The 21,731-nt window shown below is 37.6% G+C and carries 18 protein-coding genes and 1 pseudogene; 12 read left to right on the top strand and 7 right to left on the bottom strand.

What is annotated here, in order from left to right:
• Positions 1–84 precede the first annotated feature (84 nt).
• Positions 85–1,374 (bottom strand): alkaline phosphatase, encoded by a 1,290-nt coding sequence (locus tag CWC11_RS19005; RefSeq protein ID WP_138683943.1) that lies wholly within the window; start codon positions 1,372–1,374, stop codon positions 85–87.
• Between the two features lie 407 nt (positions 1,375–1,781).
• On the opposite strand from CWC11_RS19005, the gene CWC11_RS19010 reads away from it, so the two are divergent.
• From CWC11_RS19010 to rnd, 3 genes are all read left to right on the top strand, one after another.
• Positions 1,782–2,633: an alpha/beta hydrolase gene (locus CWC11_RS19010; protein WP_138683944.1), complete on the top strand. Its 852-nt coding sequence runs from the start codon at positions 1,782–1,784 to the stop codon at positions 2,631–2,633.
• A gap of 115 nt (positions 2,634–2,748) precedes the next feature.
• The gene (gene fadD / locus CWC11_RS19015; protein ID WP_138683945.1) at positions 2,749–4,401 is read left to right on the top strand and encodes a long-chain-fatty-acid--CoA ligase FadD; all 1,653 of its coding nucleotides are present in this window, start codon (positions 2,749–2,751) and stop codon (positions 4,399–4,401) included.
• 51 nt (positions 4,402–4,452) lie between these two features.
• Positions 4,453–5,583, top strand: coding sequence for a ribonuclease D (rnd, locus tag CWC11_RS19020; RefSeq protein WP_138683946.1), 1,131 nt, complete (start codon positions 4,453–4,455; stop codon positions 5,581–5,583).
• A 339-nt stretch (positions 5,584–5,922) separates the two neighbouring features.
• On the opposite strand, the gene minE is transcribed toward rnd, so the two are convergent.
• From minE to minC, 3 genes are read right to left on the bottom strand one after another with little or no spacing between them, the layout of a single operon-like run.
• Positions 5,923–6,186: a cell division topological specificity factor MinE gene (gene minE / locus CWC11_RS19025; RefSeq protein WP_004586362.1), complete on the bottom strand. Its 264-nt coding sequence runs from the start codon at positions 6,184–6,186 to the stop codon at positions 5,923–5,925.
• A 1-nt stretch (position 6,187) separates the two neighbouring features.
• Complete coding sequence (gene minD / locus CWC11_RS19030) at positions 6,188–6,997, bottom strand: septum site-determining protein MinD (RefSeq protein ID WP_058550308.1); 810 nt, start codon at positions 6,995–6,997, stop codon at positions 6,188–6,190.
• A 5-nt stretch (positions 6,998–7,002) separates the two neighbouring features.
• Entirely contained in the window at positions 7,003–7,707 is a 705-nt protein-coding gene (minC, locus tag CWC11_RS19035; protein ID WP_058550309.1) for a septum site-determining protein MinC, read from the bottom strand.
• A 155-nt stretch (positions 7,708–7,862) separates the two neighbouring features.
• On the opposite strand from minC, the gene CWC11_RS19040 reads away from it, so the two are divergent.
• Both CWC11_RS19040 and CWC11_RS19045 read left to right on the top strand, forming a co-directional pair.
• Positions 7,863–8,150, top strand: a complete 288-nt coding sequence (locus tag CWC11_RS19040) for a YcgL domain-containing protein (protein WP_138683947.1) — start codon at positions 7,863–7,865, stop codon at positions 8,148–8,150.
• The gene (locus tag CWC11_RS19045; RefSeq protein WP_138683948.1) at positions 8,143–9,159 is read left to right on the top strand and encodes a lytic murein transglycosylase; all 1,017 of its coding nucleotides are present in this window, start codon (positions 8,143–8,145) and stop codon (positions 9,157–9,159) included. Before CWC11_RS19040 ends, CWC11_RS19045 begins: the two co-directional genes overlap by 8 nt.
• Positions 9,160–9,222: 63 nt before the next feature.
• On the opposite strand, the gene CWC11_RS19050 is transcribed toward CWC11_RS19045, so the two are convergent.
• Positions 9,223–9,774, bottom strand: a complete 552-nt coding sequence (locus CWC11_RS19050) for a GbsR/MarR family transcriptional regulator (protein ID WP_058550312.1) — start codon at positions 9,772–9,774, stop codon at positions 9,223–9,225.
• Positions 9,775–9,977: 203 nt separating this feature from the next.
• Between CWC11_RS19050 and adhP the strand changes: the two genes are divergently transcribed.
• A complete protein-coding gene (gene adhP / locus CWC11_RS19055) occupies positions 9,978–10,988 on the top strand; it encodes an alcohol dehydrogenase AdhP (protein WP_138683949.1) in 1,011 nt (336 codons plus the stop codon).
• A gap of 78 nt (positions 10,989–11,066) precedes the next feature.
• Here adhP and CWC11_RS19060 read toward each other — a convergent pair whose 3' ends face one another.
• Together CWC11_RS19060 and CWC11_RS19065 are read right to left on the bottom strand one after the other, a co-directional pair.
• A complete protein-coding gene (locus CWC11_RS19060) occupies positions 11,067–13,484 on the bottom strand; it encodes a TonB-dependent receptor (RefSeq protein WP_138683950.1) in 2,418 nt (805 codons plus the stop codon).
• Positions 13,485–13,695: 211 nt separating this feature from the next.
• A complete protein-coding gene (locus tag CWC11_RS19065) occupies positions 13,696–14,967 on the bottom strand; it encodes a Xaa-Pro dipeptidase (RefSeq protein WP_138683951.1) in 1,272 nt (423 codons plus the stop codon).
• 153 nt (positions 14,968–15,120) lie between these two features.
• On the opposite strand from CWC11_RS19065, the gene CWC11_RS19070 reads away from it, so the two are divergent.
• The 6 genes and pseudogenes from CWC11_RS19070 to CWC11_RS19095 form a co-directional block, all read left to right on the top strand.
• Positions 15,121–16,962, top strand: coding sequence for a DUF885 domain-containing protein (locus tag CWC11_RS19070; RefSeq protein WP_138683952.1), 1,842 nt, complete (start codon positions 15,121–15,123; stop codon positions 16,960–16,962).
• A gap of 96 nt (positions 16,963–17,058) precedes the next feature.
• On the top strand, positions 17,059–17,571 hold the full coding sequence (locus CWC11_RS19075) for a YcgN family cysteine cluster protein (protein WP_138683953.1): 513 nt from the start codon (positions 17,059–17,061) through the stop codon (positions 17,569–17,571).
• Complete coding sequence (locus tag CWC11_RS19080) at positions 17,571–18,086, top strand: RNA methyltransferase (RefSeq protein WP_138683954.1); 516 nt, start codon at positions 17,571–17,573, stop codon at positions 18,084–18,086. Before CWC11_RS19075 ends, CWC11_RS19080 begins: the two co-directional genes overlap by 1 nt.
• Before the next feature lie 177 nt (positions 18,087–18,263).
• Entirely contained in the window at positions 18,264–19,157 is an 894-nt protein-coding gene (locus tag CWC11_RS19085; protein ID WP_138683955.1) for a substrate-binding periplasmic protein, read from the top strand.
• A gap of 83 nt (positions 19,158–19,240) precedes the next feature.
• On the top strand, positions 19,241–20,497 hold the full coding sequence (gene fucP / locus CWC11_RS19090; protein ID WP_138683956.1) for an L-fucose:H+ symporter permease: 1,257 nt from the start codon (positions 19,241–19,243) through the stop codon (positions 20,495–20,497).
• A gap of 602 nt (positions 20,498–21,099) precedes the next feature.
• A pseudogene (locus CWC11_RS19095) lies at positions 21,100–21,606 on the top strand (GGDEF domain-containing protein); the annotation flags it as partial.
• Positions 21,607–21,731 lie beyond the last annotated feature (125 nt).

Consider the following 21,731-nt stretch of genomic DNA (forward strand, 5'->3'; position numbering starts at 1 on the left):
ACAAGTGCATAAAAAAGACCTGGCGCTTTCGCACCAAGTCTTTCATTAAAACCGTCAACCTATTTCAGGACGGGACATTAAATACTACTTTTCAATAAAGCCAATTAGTTTATCTGCAATATCGGTATTGTTTTGTGAACCAATAAATTGCTCACTCCCTTTACCATAGGCAAATACTTGAACGTCTACTGCGGTATGCCCGCCAGAAGTCCATCCGGTAAAGCTTGTGTCACTAATGATACTTTTAACAGCTAAATTAAGCGCTTTGTCGCCCATTTTTTTAGCTTGTTCAAGCTTAATTTTATTTTCAGTCGTAAATTCAATATTAGTGTTAGCATCCCATACTGACTTGAGGTCGTCATTATCAAGTAATTGCTGAGTTAATTTACCTGCTGTTGCTTTAACTCCTTTAATTACATCTGTTTCCCACTTAAATTGACCATGTGCGCCAAGCGTTAAACCACCGGTAGAGTGATCAGCTGTAATTACTAATATAGTATCTTTGTTTTTATCAACATAGGCTTTTGCTTTTTCGATTGATTTAGCAAAGTCATCCATTTCCGCCATTGCACATGCAATATCGTTAGCGTGACCACACCAATCAATTTGGCTGCCTTCGATCATTACAAAAAAGCCTTCTTTGTTTTGGCCATCAAGTAAATCAAGTGCTTTAGAAGTAAGTTGAGTTAAACGAGTTGGGTTTTCATCAAGCGCGAATGGCAAGCCCTTTGATGCATATAAACCGATAGCAGGCAATTGCGTAATTTGATTTAGGTTTTTAATATCGTCGCCATATTGATAACCAGCAGCTTTAAACTCGTCTACTAAATTACGGTCTTCGCGAATAAAATACTTTGTACCGCCGCCTAACATTAAGTCGACGGGTAATTTACCTGCAATTTTATTATCGATGTAATCATTTGCTATTTCGTCGTAGTTATAACGAGACTCATTATGAGCTGTAAAGCTAGCTGGAGTAGCATGGTTTATTTGTGATGTAGCAACAAGCGCCGTTGTCATACCGCGTTCACGCGCGATTTCTAGCATGGTTTTCACAGGTTTTTTTTCTGTGTCTACACCAACAGCACCATTGTAACTTTTATGACCGCTGCTAAGTGCTGTTGCGCCTGCTGCACTGTCAGTTACATAAGTATGATCGTCAGGGTATGTGGTAGCCATGCCTGTTAAAATTGAATCAAATACTGTTTTTTCAACGTCTTTGGTGGTTGGGTCGTCTTTAAAATAGCGATAAGCAGTCGTGTATGCTGGACCCATACCGTCACCAATCATATAAATAACATTTTTAGGCGCTGATTCTGCATAAACGCCAGAAGTAGTGCATAAAAGTGCCAATAAGCTTAATTGTTTTTTCATTGTTGTACCTTATGAGTGTACCTTATTTAATAGCCGTTGATATTGTATACAGATAGCATGATAAATAAATGAATATCTAAGGTTTTTGCATTAAATGAGCTTTCAGATTATTGAAAAAAGACTAAAGTTAAGGGGTATTTATTTTATTTATACTTATTATAAATTTTATACATAAAACTTAATAGACATGGTTTTGGCTTAAAATTGTACTAAAAATGCTATGGATAAATATAAAAAATTGAAGTTGCCTATCTAAGTACATGAAATATAATAGTTTTAAATCATTCTGTGTTTTTTATAAATCACAAGTATTTAAAGTGGTTTAATTACGCACCATTTGTGATGTTAGTGGTCAGACAACTTGTATGTTATAAATAACGACGCGCTATTAAAAGTAAGGAGTCAACGTGCAGCCATTTGATATTAAAATAAGCAATTTAAATATTCATGGCTTAAAGGTCGGCTCTGGGAAAGAAATCGTCATAGCACTGCATGGTTGGTTAGATAATTGTCATAGTTTTATGCCAATGTTAAATAATGTAGAGCCTTTACATACTTGGTATTGCATTGATTTTGCAGGTCATGGTTTATCGAGCTGGCGAAGTGATGACGCACATTACTATTTTGTAGATTACATTGATGATTTACATGACTTTATAACCACACTTGGTTTTAAGAAAGTGCATCTAGTTGGGCATTCTATGGGCGCTATGGTTGCGGGGCTATATGCAAGTTGCTTTAGTGACTATGTTAAAAGCGTTACTTTTATAGAGGGCATAGGCTGCGTAACGACCCCAAGTGAGGATGTGTGTGAGCAATTAAAAAACGCAGTTTTAAATAGAGCCAGATTAAAAAATAAAAAAACGCGTTTTTATAAGTCTCAACAACAAATTTATGATGCACGTGCTCAAACAACCGATTTGAATAATGAGCATGTAGCGATGTTAATGCAGCGCAATATTAAACAAGTTTCAAAAGATTTTGTTTTAACTACGGATCCTAAGCTCAAAAATCATTCAGGTTTTAGGTTTGATGAAGCGCAATGTATTGGTGCAATAAAAGAATTAACTGCACCAAGTCAATTAATTTTAGGTAACGAAGGGTATTCGTTTGTAAAACAAAATTTAGAAAAGTATATTAGTTATTACAACAACTTGAAGATAATTAATGTTGATGGTGGGCACCATTGCCATATGCAAAGTAGTGAGCTATGTTTTGAGCATATTCAAGACTTTATGCAGCAAAATGGTGCATGTTAATTGTAAGTTTACGTGAAATGTGGGATTATTCCTGCATTAGAGTATTTGCTCAATTGTTAAAGCGCCTTACTTAGATTAAGGTTAATAAAAATATAATTATAAACAGGGGCTAAGAGTGGAAAAAATCTGGCTTAAGCGCTACCCAGAGGGTATGCCTGAAACAATCGATCCTGAGCATTATAACTCGTTACTCGAAGTGTTCGAAAAAAGTTTTTCTGATTACAAAGATTTACCTGCATTTACTAACATGGGTAAAACTTTAACTTATGATGAAATTGACTCGGCTACAAAAAAAGTTGCGTCATATATCCAGAATGATTTAGGTCTTAAAAAAGGTGATAAAGTCGCTGTAATGATGCCTAACTTGTTACAGACTCCTATTACTATTTTAGGTGTGCTACGCGCAGGATGTGTTGTGGTTAATGTTAACCCTTTATACACAGTACGTGAGCTTGAGCACCAGCTAAAAGATTCTGATACTACCGCTATTTTCATTCTTGCTAACTTTGCCGACACGCTTGAAAAAGCATTGGCTAAAACCGATGTTAAGCACATTGTTGTTACGCAAGTAGGTGACCTAGTTGGTGGCGTTAAAAAGCATATCGTTAATTTTGTCGTTAAGTACGTTAAAAAAATGGTACCAAGCTACAGCCTGCCTAATGTAATTAAGTTCTCAGATGTACTAAGTGCTGATGCTGCAAAGTACACTCGCCCAGAAATGCAATTATCTGACTTGGCTTTCTTACAATACACAGGTGGTACTACCGGTGTGTCTAAAGGTGCAATGCTTAGCCACGGTAATATGGTTGGAAATCTTGAGCAAGTATCGGGATGTTTAGATAAAGTGTTAAATAGAGGCACAGAAGTAGTTGTTACTGCTTTACCGCTTTATCATATCTTTGCTTTAACGGCGAACTGCTTAACGTTTATGAAATACGGTGGTTTAAACGTATTAATTACAAATCCACGCGATATGCCAGCATTTGTAAAAGAGCTTAGCCAAAACAAATTTACCGCTATTACAGGCGTAAACACATTATTTAATGGCTTATTAAATACCCCTGGTTTTGCTGAGCTTGATTTTAGTCATTTAAAAATGTCGCTTGGTGGTGGTATGGCCGTGCAGCGACCTGTAGCTGAAAGATGGCAAAAAGTGACAAGCTCAAAATTAATGGAAGGTTACGGTTTAACTGAGTGTGCGCCACTTGTTACAGTAAGCCCATACGATTTAGAAGCATACAATGGATCTATTGGTTTACCAGCGCCAAACACAGAAATTAAGCTTATGCTTGATAATGGTGAAGAAGCAGCCAAAGGTGAACCAGGTGAATTATGGGTTAAAGGCCCACAAGTAATGCTTGGTTACTATAACCGACCAGATGCAACTGCTGAATGCCTTAAAGATGGCTGGTTTGCAACAGGCGACATAGCAACATACGATGATGAAGGCTTCTTTTACATAGTAGACCGTAAAAAAGACATGATTATTGTTTCTGGCTTTAATGTATTCCCAAATGAAATTGAAGAAGTTGTTGCGATGCATGATGGTGTGCTTGAAGTAGCAGCTATTGGTATACCTCACGATGTAAGTGGTGAACAAGTTAAAGTTTTTGTTGTGAAAAAAGACCCTTCTTTAACTGAAAAAGATATAATAAATCACTGTCGTGATAATTTAACTAATTACAAGGTCCCTAAACTGGTAGAGTTTAGAGATGAGTTACCTAAAACTAACGTAGGTAAAATACTCAGAAGAGCCTTGAAAGATTAGCAACCTATAAAAAAGCCGGCACTAGCCGGCTTTTTTATTGTAGGAGATTAAGTGCAATACCAATTGATCGAAACACAAAATCAGCTTAATACTTTTGTTGAGCAAATTAAAAACAAACCTATCTTAGCAATTGATACCGAATTTATGCGCCGTCGCACTTTGTATCCAGAGGTTGCACTGATCCAAGTTTTTGATGGTGAGCATTTAGCATTAATAGACCCACTGGCTGAACTTTCATTATTTAATTTTTGGGAGATTTTGAAAGATCCCGCAGTTTTAAAGGTTCTGCATTCTCCATCAGAAGATATTGAAGTTTTTCAAAAATACGCAGGCTTTGTACCCGCTCCATTATTTGATACACAATTTGCACTGCAATTGCTTGGCGAGGGCAATTGTATGGGTTTTGCCTTGATGGTAAAAGAGCTATTAGGAATAGAAATAGATAAAAGTGAGTCGCGCACTAATTGGCTACAGCGTCCTTTAACGAAAAAACAATTAGACTATGCAGCTGCAGATACCTTTCACTTACTACCATGTTATGAGCTTATTATTGAGCGTATTAATAAGGCCGAGTTATTTGATATTGTAATAAATGAAAGCGAATTAATTGCAAATAAACGCGCGTTTCAAACACCCGATGAGCTTTTATATAAAGACATAAAGAATGCATGGCAGTTAAAGCCGCATGAGCTCGCTGTTCTTAAAGAGCTAGCTGTATGGCGACGTAGCAAAGCAATACGCAAAAACTTAGCGCTTAACTTTGTGCTTAAAGAGCATAATATGACTGAAATTGCCAAGCGCGGCCCTTCAAGCTTAAATTCACTTAGGCAAATCCCGGGCGTTGAATCGATGGAAGTTAATCGCTCTGGTGTAGAAATATTAAAATGTATTGAAACGGCTAAAGCAACCCCAGAAGAGCTTCATCCACCTGTACTTAAGCGTTTAATTGATTTTCCTAGTTATAAAAAGGTAGCTAAAGATATCAAACAAAAAGTAACTAAAGTGGCTAAAGAGCACAACATTCCTGAGGACGTTATGGCTTCTAAAAAGCAAATTAATCAATTGATTAGTTGGAATTGGAAGTTAACTGATTTGCAAAAACAAAAGCATATTAAGCCAGATTTACTTAGTTCATGGCGCTATAGTTATGTAAAAGAAACATTAAAAGAGTGGGATAAATAGATTCTTTAAATCAAGCCTTTATGATTTCAACAAAATCTGAGTAGCCAGAACTTATGTTTGCATGAACACAAAGCACCCACACTAAAAGAGTGGGTGCTTTACTAATTCGCAATAATACTTAATCATTTTAAGGCGATAAACCTGGCGGTAGTTACATTAATAGTTACCCATTCACGCCTGTATGCACGCACAAAGTACAGTACAACAAACCACCTAACTTAAGGAATTTAAGTTAAGTGTTTCACTTAGTTATCAATACGATTTTCATACATCAAAAAATCATTCAATTATAATGACTGGTATTAAACAAAAACGGCACTTAAAGTGCCGTTTTTAATTTTACTTTTTTTCTTCGTCAGGTAGTGTCACGTTTAGCTCAAGTACGGCTAAATCATCTTCGTTTTGATCAAACTGTACCTGTACTGCATCAGTATTAACGTTCACGTATTTACGGATCACATCTAAAATATCTTGTTTTAATTGTGGTAGGTAATCCGGCGTTCCACGCTGAGAACGTTCGTGCGCGACAATGATCTGCAATCGCTCTTTTGCTAATGACGCGCTGTTTTTCTTTTCTGAGCGGAAGTAGTCAAGTAAAGACACATTAACCTCCAAAAATCCGTTTAAATAAGCCTTTTTTCTCAACATCTAAGAATCGAAAATCGACTGTTTCACCTAATAAGCGATTAATTGCATCTGCGTAGGCTTGGCCTGCATCAGAATCGCTATCAAGTATCACTGGTTGACCCGAGTTAGATGCACTTAATACTGCTTGCGACTCAGGAATAACACCCAATAGAGGGATCGATAGTATATCTTGTACGTCTTCTACCGATAACATTTCACCTTTTTCAACACGCTCAGGGTTGTAACGCGTTAATAATAAGTGCTCTTTAATGTTTTCTAGGCCTTCTTCAGCACGTTTTGACTTGCTGTGTAAAATACCTAAAATTCTGTCTGAATCTCGTACCGATGAGACTTCTGGATTTGTAGTAACAATTGCTTCATCAGCAAAATACATAGCCATCATCGCGCCGGCTTCAATACCTGCTGGCGAGTCACATACGATGTAATCAAAATCTTTTTTTAGTTCGTTAAGTACGCGCTCAACACCCTCACGGGTTAGTGCGTCTTTATCGCGAGTTTGCGACGCAGGAAGTAAAAACAGTTTTTCTACGCGCTTATCTTTTATAAGCGCTTGGTTAAGGTTTGCTTCACCATTAATTACGTTTACAAAGTCGTATACTACACGGCGTTCACAACCCATAATTAAATCTAGGTTTCGTAAACCAATATCAAAATCGATAATGACTGTTTTATAGCCTTTTAATGCTAATCCGGTGCCAATTGCAGCGCTTGATGTTGTTTTACCAACACCGCCTTTACCCGAGGTAACGACAATTACTTTTGCCATGAGATTTATCCTTTAACCAAAGCTGAAATTTCTAATGATTCGTCTTTTTGTTGTATTTGCACTGCATTTCCCCAGTGTTCTCCTTGTAGGGAATCACTGATCCAGTAGTTGCCATCTATTGAAACCAATTCGGCTTCAAGCTTTTGACAGAAAATGTGTGCTTCTTTGAAACCTTTTGCGCCTGCAATGGCGCGTCCGCGTAATGTGCCATAAATATGCACATTACCGTCGGCAATAACTTCTGCACCGTGGCTTACTGCGCCAAGTACAATTAAATCTCTATCTTTTGCATAAACTTGTTGTCCAGAGCGCACCGTGCCACTAATAATTTGTGCAGGTAAGTAAACCGTTTTTTCTACAATTGAGGTATTTGCCTCTTGTTTAACAGGTTCGCTCTTAACGTCTTGTGAATAATTTAATACAGAAAGGCCTGCGGCTTTAGCTTGCGCATGTTGCTCATCTGAGCCATTGCAAACACCTACCGCGTTAAAACTCATACGCTCAATGAGTGATTTTAAATGCACAAAATCAAGTGAGCTGTTTTTAATTTCTATTAAATTAACAACAATAGGGGCCCCTTCAAAAAATTTAGGGGCTTGGGCTATTTTTACATACAACTGTTCTGCTAAAAGGGTTATATCAGCACTATAAAGATGCAAAACTGATAACGTAAAAAGATTCCCTTTTAACTCAAAAATTTGGTCCGACATACACGCTCAATTGAATTGTCTGATCAGAAATTAATTTTAGATAAACGCAGGCTGAATAAGGCCTTTATTGAAATTTCTAATCTAATTTTTCTAACTTATTATTACTCTCATGTTATAGTGTGCGGCATTGTTAAGCAAGAATTTATAGGCTCATAATGCTCACTGCGGTATATAAAAGTAAGAAAAAAGCGGATACCTTCTTATTTGTTGAAAAAAGAGATGATTTTAGTAAAGTCCCTGAACCTTTAATGACCATGTTTGGTCAACCTCAATACGTTATGATCATTAACTTAGCAAAACGTGAACATTTAGGTGGCGCAGATTTAGAAACAGTTAAAGCAGCTTTATCTGATCCCGATAAAGGCTTTTATTTACAAATCCCACCACCAGAAGAGAACTTGTTAAGTCAATTACGAAAAGAAAATGGAGCTGATAGTGATTAAAAAACTGACCGTTTTATTATGTGGAGTGTGCTTAAGCGGCTCTGTAATGGCTAAAACGCAAGCCGAGTTTCAAACTTACTTAGCGAATTTAAAACATGAAGCAATAGCAAAAGGTTATGATAGCAAACTAATTGATGATGCTTTTGCAACCGCAACTTATAAAGAAAAGGTTGTTTCTGCTGATAAAAATCAGCCTGAAGTAAAAGAAACACTTGAAACGTATTTACCAAAACGTGTACCGCAATGGAAAATTGACCGTGCACGTAAGCTCTACTCAGAAAACAAAGATGTGTTAGAGCAAGTAGCTAAAGAGTTTGGTGTTCAGGCGCGCTTTATAGTGGCACTTTGGGGCTTGGAGAGTAACTTTGGTGCTATTCAAGGTGGCCACAATGTTATTTCATCTTTAGTTACACTTGCTTTTGATGGTCGCCGAGAAGCACTTTATAAGCGCCAGCTTTGGGCTGCGCTAGATATATTAAAGTCGGGCCATATTACGCTTGATAAGTTTAAAGGGTCTTGGGCCGGTGCTATGGGGCAAACACAGTTTATGCCTACCTCGTTCAATGCCTATGCGGTAGATTACAATAACGATGGGCGTAAAGATATTTGGACTACCAAAGAAGATGCATTTGCCTCTATTGCTAACTACCTAAAGCAAGAAGGGTGGAACGATTCGCTTACTTGGGGGCGCCAAGTACAGTTACCAGAAAACTTTGATAGTAAATATGTATTAGTACGTGGTACTAAAACACGTAAACAATGGCTTGAGTATTGGAATGATTCAGAGCGCTCGCTTGCAGATTGGCAAGCCCTAGGTGTGCGTAAAGCCGATGGTTCTGATTTACCTAATGTAGACGTACGTGCTGCACTGGTAATGCCTGATGATATAAATGGGCGTATGTACTTAGCGTACGACAACTATAAAGTGTTTATGCATTGGAATCGCTCGTATTACTTTGCCACAAGTGTTGGTTACTTATCAGATAGAATTGGCTATCCTAAGATTTAAAAATGTTCGTTTAACAATTTAAAAGCCGCATTTTTTAACAATATGCGGCTTTTTTAATATGTATTATTCTTTATCTTTTTTAAATATTTTGTCTTTTAAATCGATAACTTTACCGATACCAGAGCCTAGTTTCATTAGCTTATTTAGTTGCTCTGGTGTTAAGCGCTGAAGCTCTGAAGACCATTTTGTTACCGCTTCAAGTAGGTTATGAATTTCACCCATTTGTTTTTGGGCATAAAGCTCATCCTCGTTTACAGCTTCATCTAAAAGGTTATCACGCAGCAAACTTAAGGTAGGGTCAATCTCACGTTTTTTTCGTTCTTCAAAAACACGATTTGCCATATCCCAAATATCACCAGCAGGGGCATAGTATTCTTTTCTGTCGCCTGGAATATGTTGAACGCGAATTAACTGCCACGATTGTAGCTCTTTAATACCCATGCTTACGTTACCACGAGAAATGCTCAGCGCATCGGCTATTTCATTAGCAGTCATTGGGCTTTTAGTGATAATTAATAAACCACACATTTGCCCGATTGTTCTATTGAACCCCCAGCGGCTGCCCATTTCACCACAATGCATAACAAAGGCTAAATTTTTTTCGGATAAACTCATAGCTTTTTAACTTTCAGTAATTTCAGAAAGTAATGCTAGCATGCTGATTTTGGATAGCAAGATTTTAGCTACTTTATAAATCGTTTTTAACGACTAAAGTATGATTTAGATTAATATTTATACATCTATATTGGGATATGTTGTACACACAACAATAGATAAATAAATCCTTTTTTTATTTTTTCAATTACGATGGAATGACTATGAAAGCTGCAATAAATACTCAGTATAAAGGTAAATTACAAATAACAGACCTTCCTAAACCACAGGTGGGTATTAATGATGTGTTAGTTAAAATAGCGGCTTGTGGTGTTTGCCACACCGATTTACACGCATGTCATGGCGACTGGCCTGTAAAACCCAAAATGCCATTAGTACCCGGGCACGAAGGTGTGGGTCTTATTGAAGAAGTCGGCAGTAATATAAAGCATTTATCAGTTGGTGATAGGGTAGGTGTACCATGGCTTTATAGTGCCTGTGGACATTGTGAATTTTGTTTAGAAGGTAAAGAAACTCTGTGTTTATCTCAACATAATACAGGCTACTCAATTGACGGTGGTTATGCAGAATATTGCTTAGCTCATGGCGATTACGTTATAAAAATTCCAGATGGTTTGGGTTTCGCTGAGGCTGCACCATTATTTTGTGCAGGTGTTACTACCTATAAAGCATTAAAAGTTTCCGGCGCTAAACCGGGTAATTGGGTCGCTATTGTGGGTGTAGGTGGGCTTGGTCATTTAGCCGTGCAATACGCAAAAGCTATGGGCTTTAATGTTATAGCTGTTGATACGGGAGAGTCTAAATTGGCTCTAGCAAAAGAGTTGGGAGCTGATATAACACTTGATTTTAAACATGTTGTACCAAGTGAAGCAATATTTGAGCAAGTAGGTGGTGCACACGCTGTTGTGTGTACCGCTGTATCTAAACCAGGTTTTGAACAAGCTTATAAAAGTGTGCGCCGTGGTGGTAAGTGTGTATTAGTCGGTTTACCTCCAGAGGATATGCCGCTACCTATTTTTGATACCGTACTTAATGGCGTATCGGTAGTCGGTTCTATTGTTGGTACACGTAAAGATTTACAAGAATGTTTAGAGTTTGCAGCTCAAGGTAAAGTAAAAGCCATTATTGAAGAAAAACGCTTAGAGGATATTAACGAAATTTTTGATGATATGCTCAAAGGCGAAATTAACGGCCGAATAGTGGTTACTATTTAATCTAAATTAAGCTTTTATAAAACACAAAAAAGCACGGTTTTTAAATTAGAAAACCGTGCTTATTAAATACTAAACTAATTACAGTGTGTAACTAAAACTTAGTTTTGCATTACGCTCTTCGCCCGGCATACCGCCTAAAAACATGGCTTTTGAATAATACTTTTTATTAAACAAGTTGTTTAAATTAAGCTGCATGTGCCACTTATCTGTAGTGTACGATACTGCAGTATCGTAAACGGTATACCCTGGAACGTAACCATCAGGAATACTAAATGAGCTTGAATTAGTGCTGCGCTCATCTACATAGGTAATACCACCACTAATATTGATAGCTTCTGGTAAGTTAAACATCTCTGCGTAATAGGTTACCCATGTGCTTGCAGTTACGTATGGTACACCTTTTTGGCGGGTATCATAACTACTACTATTAGGATTACTTTTGTCTCGTGCATCCTGGTAAACGCCGTTTATATTTACTTTCCACTTATCGTTTAAATATGCATTTAAATCTAATTCTACACCTTTTGTTTGCTCTTTACCGTCAAAGTAACTTTCAACAACGCTCGAATCAGATACACCCGCTTCGTATAATGGGTTATCGTATTCTAGGTTTGTTCTTGAGGTTTCAAATATTACAAATGAAGCTAATAGTTGGTCATCAAACGCTTTAACTCTAAAGCCTAAATCGTTACTAATAGATTCTGAGTCTTCTCTGTCCGCTTCATTACCTGATACAGAGCCTAAAACACTATAAGCTGTCCGCCCTTTAGAATGATTTATAAATACAGATAAATCCTCCGTTGGCTGATAAGTAGCACCTAAGTTATAGGTTAAACCGCTATCTGAAGTGTTAGCTTCAGGAGTTGGCTCTGCTCGGCTTGAGCTGTAACGCTCATCAACACCAAAGTGCTCGTATGTTTGCTCAATACGGTTGTATGCAACACCTATGCGTGTGGTAACTTGCTCTGTAATATAGCCTACGTGTTGTATACCTAAGCCCCATGCTTGTACTTTTTTATTGTAGTCGCTGGTTTTAAGCGGATCGTAGTCATCAAAGCTACCTGTTGGCCAATTAGGTTCACGGATATCGTAAATGTAAGGCAGTGTACCTTGATAAAGTACTTCACCTTCACTGTCGTAAATTACTTTGTCGGCATCATAAATAGAGTACTGCTTAAAACGTATGTCTCTGTCTTCGTAGTTCGCATTTACTAAAAGCTCATTATCAATATCGCCTAACATAAAGTCATAACGTAAATCTAAAAAGTACTGCCATGATTTTTCATCAGCTTCTACTTGACGATATTCTTGTCGTCGAGCGGCAAACGGGTAAAGCACTCCATCTTCGAGTAAAGGTGCACGTGGATCATTATTAATGATGCCATCGCGTGTCGAGTACACATAATTGTAAGCGCCCGTTTGGCGTGCAAAACTTGAAGTGTAGTTACGGTACTGAAGCTGCTGATTTAAAAATAAATCGTCTGTTATGTAATAGTTATGCGTTAATTTAAAACGCAATTCTTCGCCTTCGTTGTCATCAGCCATTGGCGAAATAATACCGTTTGTGCCAAAGCTATAAGGTGTTAAACCATCAGATGATGACAGTGAATTTGCTAGTTGCTCTCGTTGTGCATCAGATAACTGTACGCCACTACCCGTCGGGTCGTTCACTAAATCAGCGCCTGTTACTTCACCTGCGGTTAAACCATTTGCAGTGTCAGCATCGTAAATACGTATAGGGTGTCCAATCGAATCAACAGCTATTGAATCTTTAATGTATGCAGCTGAAAGCATAATATTTTGACGATCGTTTAATACATATTTAAGTGAAGTGTATATTTCGTCACGGTCTTCTTTTAAATCTCTAAAGCCATCGCTTGATGCTGTTTTTGCCATTACTCGATACGCTAAGTCATCTGTAATTGCATTTGTGCTATCAAATGCAAGTGAGTAACTATCCCATTGACCAAGTTCAACAGCTACTTTATGTTTTGCTTCAAACTCTGGCTTTTTTTCAATTAAGTTAATTACACCACCAGCACTACCAATACCATATAACCCGGTTGCTGGGCCTTTTAATACTTCTACCGATTCAACATTAGTAAGTGAACGAGTAGGGTTAAACGTATTGCCCAAGCCTGCGCCACCGTACATTCCATCGTACGTATAGTTAGCATCTAGACCACGGATAACTAAATTATCACCTATGCCATAGTTATTGCCGGCTTGAGTTAAACCACTTACATTTCTTACTAAATCTTGCAGGCTATCTACGCCTTGCGACTCGATAAGTTCACGGTCAATAATAACAACCGGTGCAGGGGTTTCCATTAATGACATATCTGATTTAGTGGCTAAACCCGAGCTCATTACTACACGGTTTTGTTTTTCGTAAACGCTAATGCGCTCTATGTCTTTTTCAACTGTTGTTGCTGCAACAGCTATATGTGCGTTTAAGCACGCTAAAGTTAATAGTGAGTAGTTAAAGTGTTTCATGTTGATAATTATTCGCATTTATTGATATGTGCGAATAGTAATGGTTATTATTCGTTAAGTGAATAATAAATTCTAAAAATGCTAAAATAATTACAAGGTAGGTTGAAATTTGCTCTTTTAAGTAAATGGGAGGTTAATTTTGTTTGCATTTATAAAAAAGCATGAAGAAACTTTCTTCATGCTTTTAATTATTATTTATACAATCAGGTCATTAATTTTTGTAAACAACACCTGCTTTCATCACAAATGGTACTAATTCCAACGTTTTAATATCTTTAAGAGGGTTACCTTTTACGCCAATAATATCTCCAGCATATCCCGCCTTTAATTGTCCTAATTGATCATCCATTTTTAATAGTTTTGCGCTATTAATAGTCGATGCTTGAATAGCTTGTAATTCGGTCATACCAAACTCGACCATGCGTGAAAACTGTTTTGCATTATCACCATGAGGATAAATTGCCGCATCGGTACCAAATACCATATTAACCCCAGCCTTTACCGCTCTACTAAAACTATCTCGTTGTTTTTTTGATACTTGACGCTCTTTATTGAGGTTCTCTTCATCAACGCCATTTTGCTCACCAAATGTCAGCGTGTACTCAGTATTATAAATATCCATTGAAAGCCATGTTCCATGCTCTTTCGCCAGCGCTATCGCTTCATCATCTAAAAAGCTGGCATGTTCAATGCTGTCCACACCTGCTTTTATTGCTGTTTTAATACCGCTTGTTCCATGAGCGTGAGCAGCTACGGGTAAATCGCGCATATGTGCTTCATCAACAATTGCTTTCATTTCTTCATAAGAATATTGCTGCGCACCTACTTTAGTGCCTTTAGAAAATACACCGCCAGTGGCACAAAATTTAATAGCATTCGCACCATATTTTATGTTCTCGCGTACTTTTACGCGAGCAGCCCACGGGCCATCAGCAACACCTGTTGAAGTGTACTTTAGCTCAGGAGGCAAACGGTTGTTATCACAATGCCCGCCAGTAATACCAAGCGAAGGGCCTGCTGCCCAAATGCGTGGGCCTACAATATCACCGGCATTAATACCGTCTCTAACCGCTATAACACTGTAGCCTTCGGCGCCTACATTTCTAACTGTGGTAAAACCTGCTTCTAACGTTTTTTTAGCAAAGTGAGCCGCTTTTATCGCCATACGCGGAACTGATTGCCCTAAGCGCTCACTACGCGGCACGGTAGGATCGCTTGTTAAGTGAACATGCATATCCATAAGTCCAGGCATTAATGTAAGCTCAAATAATTGAATGTGCTTATCACCTTTTGATAATACAGGCTTTTTGTTTTGCTCAACGCTCGTAATAATACCGTTATCTATAGTAATTAAAGGTGATTGAATGAGTTTACCGGTTTGCACGTCAACCATGGCTTTTGCTGATAAGTAAGTTGTGGCATGAGCACCAAAACTTGTAAAAGTTAACAAAGCAATAGAGGCACTTAGTAATTGTTTTTTCATTATTGTTCTTCTGTAGTGGCGGTTTAATTAATTGAAATGTAACAACCTAATACAAAAGTGTAAATACAATTGCTTAAATGCAATCTATCGTAATTGCTTTATTTAATAGTGCTAAGTGCTCATAATTAAACAACGATACTAAAAAGGATTACCATGAAATCAATTAAATTAGCTTTAGTTGCCAGCGGCGTTATGTTTGCCTTAAGTGGCTGTATAAATACTGAACTTAGTGATATCGCTAACAGTACTTCGCAGTTAAACACACCAAACACGCAAGCAACTATTGTTTCAGAGCTCTCTAGCGAGCAACAGTTAGATGTACTCGTTGCGCAGTATTATGATGAGTCACTAACGTTTAAACCAATTAATGCAACGTACAGTGGCCGCAGCGAATTTAACGACACATTTACGCCAATTATTTCAAAACAAAACAGAGAAAAGAAAGCCGCTTTTTATAAAAAATACCAACAACGGTTGCGTTATATTGATAAAGCACAACTAGCAGGCCAAGCCCTTTTAAGTTACGAAATATTAAATCGCGACCTTGCCCTTAATTTAGAAGGTATGCAGTTTCCAAGTTATATGCTGCCAATAAACCAAATGGCAGGTTCACATAATACATTTGCAGGGTTTGGCTCGGGTCAAAGTGCTCAGCCTTTTAATACAGTTAAAGATTATAATAACTTTATAAAACGCAGCGAAGGGTTTGTGCAGTGGTTAGCCAGTGTACAAAGCTCAATGGAGCAGGGGATAAATGAAGGTATTACCTTACCTAAGCCTTTAGCAAAAAAACTGCAGCCACAATTTGCAGCTCATGTTGTTCAAAGTGCTGAAGACTCTTTATTTTGGGGTCCTATAAAAAACCTACCTGCGTCGTTTAGCGCTGAGCAAAAACAACAAATAGCTGCAAAGTACCGCACACTTATTATGGAACAGTTAGTGCCTGCTTATAAAAGTATGAGTGACTTTTTAGCTAACAAATACATTCCTAATAGCCGAGAGACAGTTGGTTACAGTGACTTACCAAACGGTAAAGCGTGGTACGAATATCAAATCAAAAAAAATACCACGCTTAGTCTTTCTGCAAATGAAATTCACGACATTGGATTAAGTGAAGTGTCGCGTATTCTAAGTGAAATGAAAAAAGTAAAAGATACTGTTGGTTTTAAAGGCGATCTTGCAGCGTTTTTTGATCACTTACGTGACTCAGACGAGTTTTATTACAATACGCCACAGGAGCTAATTGCGGCTTATGAAAACGTTAAGCAAAAAATAGATGCTCGCTTGCCATTACTTTTTGATATTGCTCCAAAAGCGCCATACGTCGTAAAAGCAGTTGAAGCATACAGAGCTCAGTCGGCGGCTGGGGCGTCGTATGCGTCTCCGGCACCAGATGGTTCTCGCCCGGGTATTTTTTACATCAATACATTTAACCTAAAAGCGCAGCCTAAATTTTTACTTGAAACACTCTCTATTCATGAAGCTGCACCTGGGCATCACTTTCAAATTGCATTACAACAAGAAATAGAGGGCTTACCCGATTTTAGAAAGTTTGGTGGTTATACCGTATTTGCTGAAGGCTGGGCGCTGTACGCCGAAAGTTTGGGTAAAGAGCTTGGCTTATTTACCGACCCTTACATGTGGTATGGGCGCTTAGCAGATGAACAACTTAGAGCTATGCGCTTAGTGCTTGATACCGGTTTTCATGCAAAGGGCTGGACACGTCAGCAGGGTATTGATTACATGCTTGCTAACTCATCTATGGCTAAGAGCGATGTAATAGCCGAGGTTGAGCGTTATATTGCATGGCCTGGTCAAGCTTTATCATACAAGTTGGGGCAGTTTAAAATCCAGCAGTTACGTGACTACACTAAAAAAGAGTTAGGCGATAAGTTTGATATTAAAGCGTTCCACACTCAAATACTTATAGATGGCGCATTACCAATGCCAATTTTAGAAGAAAAAATTAAACGTTGGGTTGCCACACAGCAATAATAAAAGACCCGAAAGCCCGTATTAATAAAGGCAGGGGCTTTGCGCGTATAGCTGCAATACGTTAGAATGCGCGCTCTTTAGGGACGCGAGTAAATTATGTTTGATCAAGAATTAGCAAATACACGGTTTTGGCTTAAAAAAAATCTAAGCGATATGAACCAAAACGAATGGGAAGCCATTTGTGATGGATGCGGAAAGTGTTGTTTAAACACCTTTATTGATAGCGAAGACGAAGACGAATTTACAGCTACCGATCAGTTACGTGAAGGTGAGCAGTTAATATTTACAAATATTGTGTGTCAGTACCTTGATAACAATACGTGCGGCTGTAGCGAATACGAAAACCGCCAAACACTTGTCCCTTCTTGCGTAAAACTAACCAAAGAAAACCTTAAAGATATTTTCTTTATGCCGCAAAGCTGCAGTTACCGCCGCCTACATGAAGAGCGTGGTTTAGCCTCATGGCACCCGTTATTAAATAACGGCGATAAAACTAAAATGCATGAGTTAGGAATTTCTGTTCAAGATAAAACGGTTAAAGATTGTGATGTTAAGCTTGATGATTTTGATTTATACATTGCCGAGTGGCCAACTAAGGATGCTGATTAATGAGTAAGCTAAAAGCAAGCATTGGTTTAATTAATCCTAAAAGCCCAACAAACGTTGGTGGCGTTTTACGTGCCGCTGGTTGTTACGATGCTAAACACGTTTTTTTTACGGGTAACCGTTACTTAAATGCTAAAAAATTTCATACTGATACAAAAAATGTAGTTGAACGAATTCCCCTTACAGAAACCGATAATCTAGAAATGGTAAAGCCTGAAGGTGCCACTGTTGTTGTTATCGAACTGATAGAAGGCGCGACACCTTTACCTGATTTTAAACACCCAGAAAACGCATTTTATGTATTTGGCCCAGAGGATGGCTCTGTATCTAAAGACGTTTTAAAGTGGTGTGATGAAGTGGTTTATATTCCAACAATCGGTTGCATGAACCTGGCTGCAACCTGTAATGTTGTTTTATACGACCGTTTGTCAAAACTTGGCGGCGTAGAGAGTAGTGACGACACTATTATTAGCTCTCGTGATACAAACAATAAAATGAAGTGGCAAAAAGCTAATTAGTTAATCTTGCTTTTACGCTTATTTTATAGCCTTGGTTGCGCATAGCTTATAATGCGCAACAGCATTACCTTTATTCTATTTACATTCCCTCTTTGTTAATTCCTTACCTACTTAAATCATGCAAAAAATTCATTGTTAGCTAAGCTTGAATAAATTAAAACATTTTAAGATATTACAATGCGTTGGTTATTTTTATTAGTTCTATTATTAGCGAGCAAACTTAGTTATTCAGATTCAATAGTTGAATATCATTTAAAGGGTAGTCACCAAGTAGTAAACGGGTACAACCATAAATCAGGCATATTGTTTGAGGCTAAAAATGCAAAGCAAACTCTTCATCTAGCCACTTTAGACTGGCCTCCCTATATTGGTAACGATTTATGTAAAAAAGGGTGGGTATATCAATTTTCGGTCGCGTTATTACATAGCAAAGGTTACAGCGTTTACATTGAATTTTTACCGTGGGCACGCGCAGTTAGAAACGTTGAACTAGGCAAAGCAGATATACTATTACCCGAGTATTTTATTGAAGATACTGCGCCTTCTGACTACATAACAGATAAAACTCGTCGTGAATTACTGGGATTATCAAATTCATTTTTAGGCGGAGAAATCGCTTTTATAAAGCGAAAAGGGGATAAAGATCGTTTTACAGGCAATTTAAAATCACTTAAAGGGCATACAATTGGTGTCGTAAGAGGGTATCAAAACACGCCAGAATTTGATGCGATGATGGATAATGGCGAGTTTGAAACAATAAAAACTGTAGATGACTTACAACTAGTACAGCTACTTGTGGCAAAACGTGTTGATTTAATCATTGGCGATCCTCGGGTACTAAAATTTGCGATAAGTTATTCAACATTGAGTGATGATAAAAAGCAGTTTTTATTAAATTCTATTGAGCAAGAAACTACGCCGTTACAATACAACCCTTTTTATTTTGCTATTAGTAAGCTCACACCGTCATGGCTTACAGTGTTAGAAGATATAAATAAGGGGCTTTATCAGTTTCATAATAGCGGAGAAACGGCACGAATTATTAAAAACCTAACCAAAACCTGCAAATAATTAGAACGTTCCTATAGTCACTTCACCCAATTTACGTTTAAACAGGTAAACTTGCTTTAAATTGTTAATGGAGTGAAAACAACGTGAGTGAAATAAATACAAATCAATCATTCGCGGTCAACGAACAGTCTAATAAAAATTATCTGTTTCCACTGACTGCAATGACGACCCTGTTTTTTTTATGGGGCTTTATAACTGTTTTAAATGATGTGCTGATCCCGCGCTTAAAAGGTGTATTTGATCTAACGTATTTTGAAGCAATGCTAGTACAGTTTTGCTTTTTTGGGGCCTATTTTATTGTTTCTATACCTGCGGGTATTTTAGTTAAGCAGCTAGGCTATAAAAAGGGCATTTTAACGGGTTTAATTGTTGCCTCTATTGGTTGTATGTTGTTCTACCCAGCTGTTGTAGTGCATGAGTACTGGTTATTTTTAGGTGCTTTATTTGTGCTTGCTGCAGGCGTAACAGTACTACAAGTTTCTGCTAATCCGTATGTAGCTGCACTTGGCCCTGAAAAAACAGCCTCTTCTCGTTTAAACTTAGCACAAGCACTCAATGCTTTAGGCACAACGGTTGGGCCTTATGTAGGTGGTATTTTATTTTTTGGAACTGCTGGCACACTCGCAGCTTCTGCGGCTAGTGCTGAGTCTGTAAAAGTACCTTATTTAATGCTAGCTGCAGCTTTATTGTTAATCGCTATTATTTTTGCATTTATTAAACTACCTGAAATAGAGGCCCATAAAGAAGAGAACAATGCAGCCATTGAATCTCGCTCGCTTACCCAAGCACCACATTTAACTATGGGTGTACTTGCCATATTTTGTTATGTAGGTGGTGAGGTTGCTATAGGTAGCTTTTTAGTTAATTACTTCGGTGAAGCTCATATAGCGGGTCTTGAAGAGCATGCAGCTGCTGCACTTATTAGTTACTACTGGGGTGGTGCGATGGTAGGGCGTTTTATTGGCTCGGCACTTTTACAAAAAATAGCCCCATCGAAAGCCATTGCCTTCAACGCATTTAGTGTTATTGCATTACTGCTTATTACTATATTTACACAAGGTGATGTAGCGCTTTATTCAGTACTTGCGATAGGTTTATTCAATTCTATTATGTTTCCAACAATATTTTCTGTAGCCATTGAAAAGCTAGGATCACTGACAAGCAAAGGCTCTGGTTGGTTATGTTTAGCTATTGTTGGTGGGGCATTAGTTCCATTACTACAAGGTTTTATAGCCGATATGGTAAACATACAGCAAAGCTTTTTTGTACCAATGATATGTTATGTATTTATAGCATGGTACGGCTTAAACGTTGTTCGCTTAGCAAAAAAGTGGAAATAACACTGTAATAATAAGTGACTGAATACGTATTCAGTCGCTTATATTTTATAAAGACAACGGAACGTTCCAATCTTGACCTGTTACCCTCATAATTCTTCTTTAAACTTATTACTTCATTAGAACGCAAGTAGAGCTGGCAATTAGATAAGCATTAACTCTAAAAAGCGTTGAAAATTGTTGCCCTAAATATATTTATTATTGATAAAAGTGATTTTTATCTTTTTTACCGTTTTATATTTACTACTTTATTGTTGTTTTTTATTAAACTTTCAATTTTAAGTCTTAGCCATTAAGACAATTAGCTGTTTTTTGCTAAAACTATAAGGCTGACAATAAAAAATAATAAAAAGGGCGTATATGGTTAATTCTTTAAAATTTACCACTATGGTAATTATTGTAGTTCGCTTTGTTATTATATTACTAGCTGGGTTAGAACACATACTTGTGTCAACTTTTCAATCTGTAGCGCTGTGGTTAATCAATAAGCTAGTTATAGTTATCTTTTCAGTAGAACCTCTTCAAGTTATTTATTTTGAGCAGATTTATAAACTCAAAAAGTCACGATTTTATACCCCATACATAAATAGTCTAAGGTGTAATTAATGCCTAAAAGAAATGGAAACGCGCAAAGCTGGCGCAACCTTATTAACATAGATAATGTATATAGCTCTGATAAGCAACGCCAAGCGTTTTCGCTATTTACAATGATAGCAATTGCGATTGTTGTATTAACTATGTTGGTGGCTTTAAACTACGATGTGTATTCGCCAATCTTAACGGTTTCGTTAGTAGTGGTTAACATTACAATTATTAGTAGCACGCTATATTTTGTAAAAACCGGAAAACTTGAAGTTGTAGCCTTAATAATTATGTTTATCGTTTTTATTATGTGTGTGGCACTTACTTATACTGGCGGCAAAGAAAAAACCGCGCTCTATTGGCTTATGTTTTATCCCGTTGTAAGTTTTGCATCTTTAGGTGTTAAACATGGAACATGGCTTGGCTCATGTTTACTACTTTGTTGTACATTTATTTTATATGGTCCAGAGTTTGGCCAAGTTAGTTACCCAGAGGTAGAAAAATCACGTTTTTTAGCTGCTTTTACCTTAGGGCGTGTTGATCTTTGATGGTTGAATTTGCAGCAGTGTGTTTGGTTTTTAGGCAAGGCAGAGCCTATGAAGTGTGGTACTCCCCATAAATAGGCGATAACGCAGCATAAATGCCAAACATGCGC

Origin of the sequence: Pseudoalteromonas sp. S3178, from assembly GCF_005886985.1 — a bacterium.
Lineage (GTDB): Bacteria > Pseudomonadota > Gammaproteobacteria > Enterobacterales > Alteromonadaceae > Pseudoalteromonas > Pseudoalteromonas carrageenovora.

Excerpts from the sequence above, each read along its gene's own strand:
- minD (WP_058550308.1), bottom strand. The coding sequence starts at position 6,997 with ATGGCAAAAGTAATTGTCGTTACCTCGGGTAAAGGCGGTGTTGGTAAA.
- CWC11_RS19040 (WP_138683947.1), top strand. The coding sequence starts at position 7,863 with ATGCTCACTGCGGTATATAAAAGTAAGAAAAAAGCGGATACCTTCTTA.
- CWC11_RS19050 (WP_058550312.1), bottom strand. The coding sequence starts at position 9,774 with ATGAGTTTATCCGAAAAAAATTTAGCCTTTGTTATGCATTGTGGTGAA.
- CWC11_RS19085 (WP_138683955.1), top strand. The coding sequence starts at position 18,264 with ATGCGTTGGTTATTTTTATTAGTTCTATTATTAGCGAGCAAACTTAGT.
- CWC11_RS19070 (WP_138683952.1), top strand. The coding sequence starts at position 15,121 with ATGAAATCAATTAAATTAGCTTTAGTTGCCAGCGGCGTTATGTTTGCC.
- CWC11_RS19065 (WP_138683951.1), bottom strand. The coding sequence starts at position 14,967 with ATGAAAAAACAATTACTAAGTGCCTCTATTGCTTTGTTAACTTTTACA.
- minC (WP_058550309.1), bottom strand. The coding sequence starts at position 7,707 with ATGTCGGACCAAATTTTTGAGTTAAAAGGGAATCTTTTTACGTTATCA.
- CWC11_RS19075 (WP_138683953.1), top strand. The coding sequence starts at position 17,059 with ATGTTTGATCAAGAATTAGCAAATACACGGTTTTGGCTTAAAAAAAAT.
- CWC11_RS19080 (WP_138683954.1), top strand. The coding sequence starts at position 17,571 with ATGAGTAAGCTAAAAGCAAGCATTGGTTTAATTAATCCTAAAAGCCCA.
- CWC11_RS19005 (WP_138683943.1), bottom strand. The coding sequence starts at position 1,374 with ATGAAAAAACAATTAAGCTTATTGGCACTTTTATGCACTACTTCTGGC.
- CWC11_RS19060 (WP_138683950.1), bottom strand. The coding sequence starts at position 13,484 with ATGAAACACTTTAACTACTCACTATTAACTTTAGCGTGCTTAAACGCA.
- adhP (WP_138683949.1), top strand. The coding sequence starts at position 9,978 with ATGAAAGCTGCAATAAATACTCAGTATAAAGGTAAATTACAAATAACA.